The 6,360-nt window shown below is 42.3% G+C and carries 7 protein-coding genes and 1 pseudogene; all 8 read right to left on the reverse strand.

The window, feature by feature from the left end:
* Nucleotides 1–310: 310 nt before the first annotated feature.
* The 8 genes and pseudogenes from AB204_RS02550 to AB204_RS02585 all read right to left on the reverse strand — a co-directional run bounded on the left by AB204_RS02550 (nucleotide 311) and on the right by AB204_RS02585 (nucleotide 5,667).
* On the reverse strand, nucleotides 311–1,186 hold the full coding sequence (locus tag AB204_RS02550; RefSeq protein ID WP_200898191.1) for a RepB family plasmid replication initiator protein: 876 nt from the start codon (nucleotides 1,184–1,186) through the stop codon (nucleotides 311–313).
* A gap of 357 nt (nucleotides 1,187–1,543) precedes the next feature.
* Complete coding sequence (locus AB204_RS02555; RefSeq protein ID WP_047961822.1) at nucleotides 1,544–2,047, reverse strand: TIGR02594 family protein; 504 nt, start codon at nucleotides 2,045–2,047, stop codon at nucleotides 1,544–1,546.
* 116 nt (nucleotides 2,048–2,163) lie between these two features.
* A pseudogene (locus AB204_RS02560) lies at nucleotides 2,164–2,622 on the reverse strand (hypothetical protein); the annotation flags it as partial.
* 130 nt (nucleotides 2,623–2,752) lie between these two features.
* Nucleotides 2,753–3,136, reverse strand: a complete 384-nt coding sequence (locus AB204_RS02565) for a hypothetical protein (RefSeq protein ID WP_047961797.1) — start codon at nucleotides 3,134–3,136, stop codon at nucleotides 2,753–2,755.
* Between the two features lie 2 nt (nucleotides 3,137–3,138).
* Nucleotides 3,139–4,305: an antirestriction phage head protein DarA gene (gene darA / locus AB204_RS02570; protein ID WP_053067822.1), complete on the reverse strand. Its 1,167-nt coding sequence runs from the start codon at nucleotides 4,303–4,305 to the stop codon at nucleotides 3,139–3,141.
* On the reverse strand, nucleotides 4,302–4,934 hold the full coding sequence (locus AB204_RS02575; RefSeq protein WP_053067823.1) for a defense against restriction DarA-related protein: 633 nt from the start codon (nucleotides 4,932–4,934) through the stop codon (nucleotides 4,302–4,304). Before AB204_RS02575 ends, darA begins: the two co-directional genes overlap by 4 nt.
* Nucleotides 4,934–5,362 (reverse strand): hypothetical protein, encoded by a 429-nt coding sequence (locus AB204_RS02580; protein ID WP_047961798.1) that lies wholly within the window; start codon nucleotides 5,360–5,362, stop codon nucleotides 4,934–4,936. The genes AB204_RS02575 and AB204_RS02580 overlap by 1 nt, the downstream gene beginning before the upstream one ends.
* Nucleotides 5,362–5,667, reverse strand: a complete 306-nt coding sequence (locus AB204_RS02585) for a hypothetical protein (RefSeq protein ID WP_047961799.1) — start codon at nucleotides 5,665–5,667, stop codon at nucleotides 5,362–5,364. Before AB204_RS02585 ends, AB204_RS02580 begins: the two co-directional genes overlap by 1 nt.
* Between the last annotated feature and the right edge of the window lie 693 nt (nucleotides 5,668–6,360).

The following is a 6,360-nucleotide window of genomic DNA, read 5'->3' on the forward strand; positions in this document are numbered from 1 at the left end:
TACCCACTACCCAATTAGAATACACTGGTTGCTGGCTTGACTCGCTAAGGCAGTGAAAGTGTACTCTAATTGGGTTTACATAAAGAGTCAGGTTAGGTGGTGTATTCTAATTGGGTTTAGCATAAAGAGTCAGGGTTAGGTGGTGTATTCTAATTGGGTTTAATAATAAGACACTGGTCACATAGCACACTCTAGTTAAGTAACTAAAACCAAATCAGCTTAAAAAGCAACCGAAAAAAATACAGTAACCTAATTAGGATACACCCAAAATTCCCACCAAGCCGTTTTACCCTTTTTGAATACACCACCATCATGGTTCTGGTTTTACAGAGATCAGCTTTTTATTTCTGTTATCTACGATATAATAGGTTTCATTATCTTTTCTAACAAAATTACCTGACAAAAAACCAATTGATTCAAGCTTTTGAATTCCAGTCTTAATTTTTCGGTTAGCTTCTTTTACAGAGGTATTTAATTGCAAACGTTCTCTGAGTCTCTCAAAAGATATAGGAATTGGTCGCTCAGGTAGAGCAACAAAATACAGGTAGAGACATTGAGCCACTTCAGCTCTAGGTAACTTTTCCAACACCTTAAGACTAACAAGAACCTGATAATCTAGACGATACAGATCCCACAAGTTTTCATCAGCCATTAAAGCCACTACGTCTTCAAATTCGTCATATTCGGCTCTTAAAAGCAGTCCTGTATGAACTCCTTTAGTAGTATTCTTTCGAAGAAATGAGAGGCTTTGAGACTGTATACGACCTAATGACTCACCAATCTGTCGTCTGAGATTTTTATCAAATCTGCGGCTTGGATATGCACAAAATTTAGCAAACTCACTGAACTTTAGAGTAATTTTATTCGATCTTGCGCCATAAGTGCTAAATGCTAAAACAATTCCACACCACACTTTAAAGTCAGTTTCTACGTTTAGCTTGTCACCACGGACACTTACGCGATCATAGCCTTCTTTCTGACAAAGCTCTAAGCTCCTGAGATCTTCAGAAAGATCCATTTCCACATATTTTGTCGAACTTCTTCTGCCAATAGGAGTAAAAACACCTGTTCTGAGCAACACATTTGGTTGCACGCTTGTCGTTGTATTACATGACAAAATTGGCATTTCAGCATTCAAAAATTCAGTTGACGGTAAGAATTGATTATCTTCGTTACTGTTATTCACAATTTAGTCCACATTTTGTTATTTCAAACCCAATTAGAATACACCCAGACACCCAATTAGAATACACCAAAAACCCAATTAGAATACACCAAAAACCCAATTAGAATACACCAGAACCCAATTAGAATACACCCGATTCACTCGTAAGCCTGATTATAAAAGGGCTGTAGATGCACGGGATCTTTTAAAGGTACTTTTGGTAGTTAAGGATCTTGTTATTGGATCTACCCTGTGGATTTGTGGATAACTGAAATCAGTCACCCACCAACCCCACACTATCTATCTATCTATTTAATTAATAATTTTTTATTATTAACTAAAAAACATATCTTGCTAGTGTATCGAATATGATATTACTTACACTTCACTCTCTGATTGACAGCCCACCATCAAAGAAAGGGATCTACAATTGACTGGCTCATTTAGCGGCCAACGATAACCAGACACTCTGGATCGTGGAAATGATCGGATATTGACTTCATCAGACTGATTGCCCCCTAAAACCATCAAATCGCCATTCTCAGCCACGCCAACGACAAAACCAACGTGACCCCCACCTGATCGTGTAAAAACGGCCACACAGCCATAATAAGGCTCTTTTAACGGCATCCCCCATTCAAGATAAGACCTAGCTGATTCAAATCGGCTTGAACGGATACCAACACGCTCAAACATGGCACCAACATATGCAGCACACCACGGCGTTTCATCATCACGGATACCGCCACGCTTGATATCTTTCCACCACTGCAAGATACTGGGATGATGTTGTTCACCTTTAATTTCATGTACGCCAAGATACTTATACCCTTCTGCAATCCATTTAGGTTCGTATTCTTTCCCTATATTTTCCTTCGTCATATCTTCCACCACAGTTAACAATGTTATAAAATTCAGAACGCAAGTTATCTTTGGGTGGCTTTTCTCATCATTTTTAAGTGAAAGGGCATTTAATGCCCTTTTTTTCATGTCGGCCAATTGCTGTCTCTAGCGAACTTGGCACGATCAACATCATCAAGACGAACACGCACCAGTACGGGACGTTCCATTTCTGCAATCAGGGCCCTGCTTAACCCATATGTATTGGCATTCTCTATCAGGTAATCTTTGTAATCGTCCGCGTTTCCACTGGCATAAGCCTTGACGATCCCCATGCTGCGGCCATTCCCGGATTCAACGATATTATCGTTACCAATAATTGGCGCACCATCACTTGATAAGTCTGAGTCGGCAAGTTGCTCTGGCTGTAAACTTTTTGCAATGGTGTTCACCTGTAATTTACTGGATAAACGTGTGCGATCCCGGGGTTGCAGTTCCTGTGGGTAGGCTTCGTTGATCCGCCCGTCCAGATGATTCGAGAGGATAAGGTCTGAGGCTTCCATGACATCAAATGCGGTTTTGACCTTATCTCCTTTGACGGTGTTCACGTATGACACACGGCCGTGTTCTGAATGACTGACGGCATGTGTAACCGGTGCTTCATTTTGCTGAACTGTGGCCGTCGTTGGTGTAATAGACATTGATTCCTCAAATGATCCGGGGCTGGTGGCTGTTTCTCATGTTGTTTTAGGCAGCTAACTGCTTGCCTGTTTTTTCCCACCAGCTATTCGCGCCGTCGCAAACTTGGGGCATCGTGATAAATGTCGTCACGTAGGGCTCAAGGCTTTCCAGGATAGTGATAAATTCATCGGTATTTTGTGTTACGAATTTTCCGGCCAGATAGTCGGCCACGATCTGGGGAATGTCCGTTGTTGCTGGTTCTGGATCGGTTGTCGTCTCGTCGGTTTGTTCCGTAGATACTGGCGACAGGCCATAACCCAACTTCTCCATGATGGCGGTGATCTCATCTTGGATATCAAGCTGGGTTAACGGATCAGCGGCGGCCAGTTTGCCTAACAAGTCCGATAACTGATCCTGAAGGTCTAAAATCTCAAGCGGGGACAATTTCATAATTATTGTCCCCCTGCCATAGCGGATTTGGCTACTGTCGCCAGCAGCCCTGACAGATGGTTAACTGCATCAGTGACAAGCTCGGAATTCTCTTCGTAGACAGTGGCGGCATTGAGCGCTGAAATGGCCGCGCGGGTTTTAGTCCTAATTTCAGCCAGTTCTTGAATATTGTTACTCTCAAGACTCGGCACTGATTTCAGAAATGTGATGGCTTCTGAAGCGGCCTTATCTACTTCGCTAGGCTCATCCTCGGTGTTGCCGGTATCATTGACAGAGGTTCCGGTAGTGCCTGTATCCGCTGGTGTTGGTTTATTTTCCTGTTGGTTTTTCAACTGCGCCAACAAACGGCGTAACTGATCGTTTATCACAACCTGTTTTTTTAATCGATTCTGTAGCCTAGAAAATTCATCTTTTTTTGTATCCATTCCCTGTTGTAGCTGATCACCCTTTTCAATCAACTCCACTTTTTGCTTCTCCAGCGCATCAGCTCGCTCAAGTTCTGCATCAATGTCTGCTTTTATCTTTGCTGCATTTGCAGCCTGTCGTTGAAACTTACTTGAGTTGCGTTCGATCAGGTTTGACAGAGACTGGCACACTTGGGGCAGTGAAATATCGCGCCCGTTAATTGGGGCGACGACATGAGAAACATCACGTTTGTTCAGCAAAAACCGAAACGCAGTGAGTACATCATCATTCTGAATTCGCCCGTTTCCGCTGGTTGGGCTGTGGAAAATGACAGAAACGCTTTGCCCGTCTGACAGGGGGATCTTGGCAACCATAACCGGAATATTACCGACTCTCCGAACACGGCCAATTTCCGCACCACCAATAGACGGCATTCCGTTATCCGTGTTTCCTGTATCGTTTGTACCGGCTAAAATCCCTGTTCCTGATAAACCTTGATTCAACTTGCGGATAAAGGCTCTCATGGTTTGTGATAATCGCATTCGGGTTGTCGTAATGCTCTCGAACATCGCGGTGTCACTCGATACGCATTCATGACCTAAGTAGCCGTGCTCTATTTCATCCAGCGAAACGCTTTCCAGCATTAAATCAGCTCCCATGCCGTTGAAAAGCTCATTGAACTGGCTATCTGTTGGCGTACTGAGCATAAAGTCAATTTTATCGATTACACGAATCGCATTTTTTACAGAGTAGTCAGCGGTCACAATGTTTCCTCCAAGCAGGCTATTTCTTCTTTCAGTTTTCGGGTTGTTGCCTGCTCTGAATTAAGAGCGGTACGTACATTTTCTAATTCAAACTGCACTTTTGAGAGAGTGTCTTGACGTTGAGAAAAGGTGCTATTTAACTTTGCGATGTCGGCTTCAAAAACACTGGCCTTTTCTTTCGCCTCCTGCAAGCGTTGTGCATTGGATTTTACGGCCGGAGCTTTGCTTTTTTTGGCTTCGTCTCTGTTTGCATTTGCCAGTTTTTTGGCTAACGAACTGGCGAATGCTGGTGCGGCGGCTTTGAATGCAGTGGCTATCTGTCGTGTCAGATCGGGAATGTTGCTGGGGGATGTGAAAGGAATAATTTTCCCATTTAACTTCAAGGCTAAAATGTCACCCGTATTATTGACCTGGATTGCCATTTCTTGGCCGTCTTCGGTGTGAAGTGAAAACGTCTTAGTCGGAATGCCGTCTTTCTTTCTGGCGGTTTCTGCGGGCACCAGTTTGACGATTTTACAATCGGCACTGGCAAGAGCGGTAGTCAGCTTTTTTAGACCTTTCTCATTAAGCTGATCATAATTGAGAACGGTATATTGTTTCCCGTTCTGGGACATTAAATTTAGCGCCATTACTTATCCCCTACTTGAATTGAGTAAGATTTCTGTCGATGACTTTGCACGGGGAAAAGCCGGTATAACGGATTCCAGCGGCAGTTACCATGTGTTACGCGAACGTGTAGTTCCCAAGCGCCAGATGTAAGGTATTTCTTATCAATCAGCAGGTATTCTTCGTTCACGCCTTTTTTGGAGATGTCTAAGGTACGTGCTTTGCCATTTATCACGGTTGTGGGGTTATTGGTGTCTCGAAGCCAATACTCAATCAGTGCCCCTTTTAAAGGGTGAACTTTGTTCTTAAACATCACGGGGAACGCCATTGCACGACCACGATCAGTTGAATCACCAATATTGAGGATAATGACTTGTTTGCGTTGAAAGAAAATTCGGTCAATTACTGCGACAGCCAGTGAAACCGTTGCAATCACAGACGGTGATAACATTATTTTTTACTCCCAAACTTATAATCAAATAGTTGAACTAATTTATTCTTTATGCCAGTAAGCAGCTCTTGTCCGTTATTGCTGGCACCGATGACGGCGATGAACATTAGCGGTTCATCCCATTGTTGATGCTGCGCGAGAAAATAAGCGACGAGTCCCGCACTTACTGACATGATGAGTTCAGTCAGCAAATCCATAACATCACCAGAAATCCGTTTTTCACGAATTCCTTGCAGATATACGCCAATGCCACTGAACACAGAAAAGGCAATAGCAAGTGCCAGTACTTCTGTTTCTGGTTGCACTTAGCACTCTCCCTTATTGGAAACATTGTTTCGGCAGGATAACAAAACTTTTCTTTAGGATTTAAATTGAAAACTGCTATTTTTTAGCAGGTTGCGGTTATTTGTTGGTTTTTAAATTAAAATTTAAGGTGCGATATTTTTATTAAAAAATAAATCGCTTCATTTTGTGTTTTTTATTTTTCATCTTATCTCTATTTAATTAATAATAAAGTGATACTTACGGATGATTAATTGATTTTTTTTAAAAAAAGGATAAAATGGTTTGGTTTCTTTCTGTTAACTTTTGCTTGGTTTGCTGTTAACTGAAGAATGTGCGGCCACGTTAAACTATCCTTGGTAGCGTTAAGCGAGTCCTGTTTCAAAAGGGACAACAGCACGAAAGCCAACCTTATCCGTTGGCTTTTTTGCTCTTATCTACCCAACCTTTTCCCATTATCCAATTCACGCATTTGCCATGCAAAATAGGTTGTATTTTGTTCTTGTTGCCGTTTATTCATATAATGTGGCATTGAGGTTATTTATTAATCATTAATGCAGGATAAAAGAACAAAAAACAATCTGATTTTTCCTGTTTTTTCGAAATATGGCTGTGAATTAGCATAAAAGATGAAGGCGAACAGGTCAGTATAAAACCTTGGTTTAACGGAAGCCCGCCAGAAAGCCCTGAACGCCGTTCCCCAAGGACGCAAGGTC

Origin of the sequence: Xenorhabdus khoisanae (genome assembly GCF_001037465.1) — a bacterium.
GTDB classification, from domain to species: domain Bacteria; phylum Pseudomonadota; class Gammaproteobacteria; order Enterobacterales; family Enterobacteriaceae; genus Xenorhabdus; species Xenorhabdus khoisanae.

Coding starts and splice junctions, on each gene's coding strand:
- AB204_RS02575 (WP_053067823.1), bottom strand. CDS start 4,934: ATGGCGCTAAATTTAATGTCCCAGAACGGGAAACAATATACCGTTCTC.
- AB204_RS02565 (WP_047961797.1), bottom strand. CDS start 3,136: ATGAAATTGTCCCCGCTTGAGATTTTAGACCTTCAGGATCAGTTATCG.
- AB204_RS02580 (WP_047961798.1), bottom strand. CDS start 5,362: ATGTTATCACCGTCTGTGATTGCAACGGTTTCACTGGCTGTCGCAGTA.
- AB204_RS02555 (WP_047961822.1), bottom strand. CDS start 2,047: ATGACGAAGGAAAATATAGGGAAAGAATACGAACCTAAATGGATTGCA.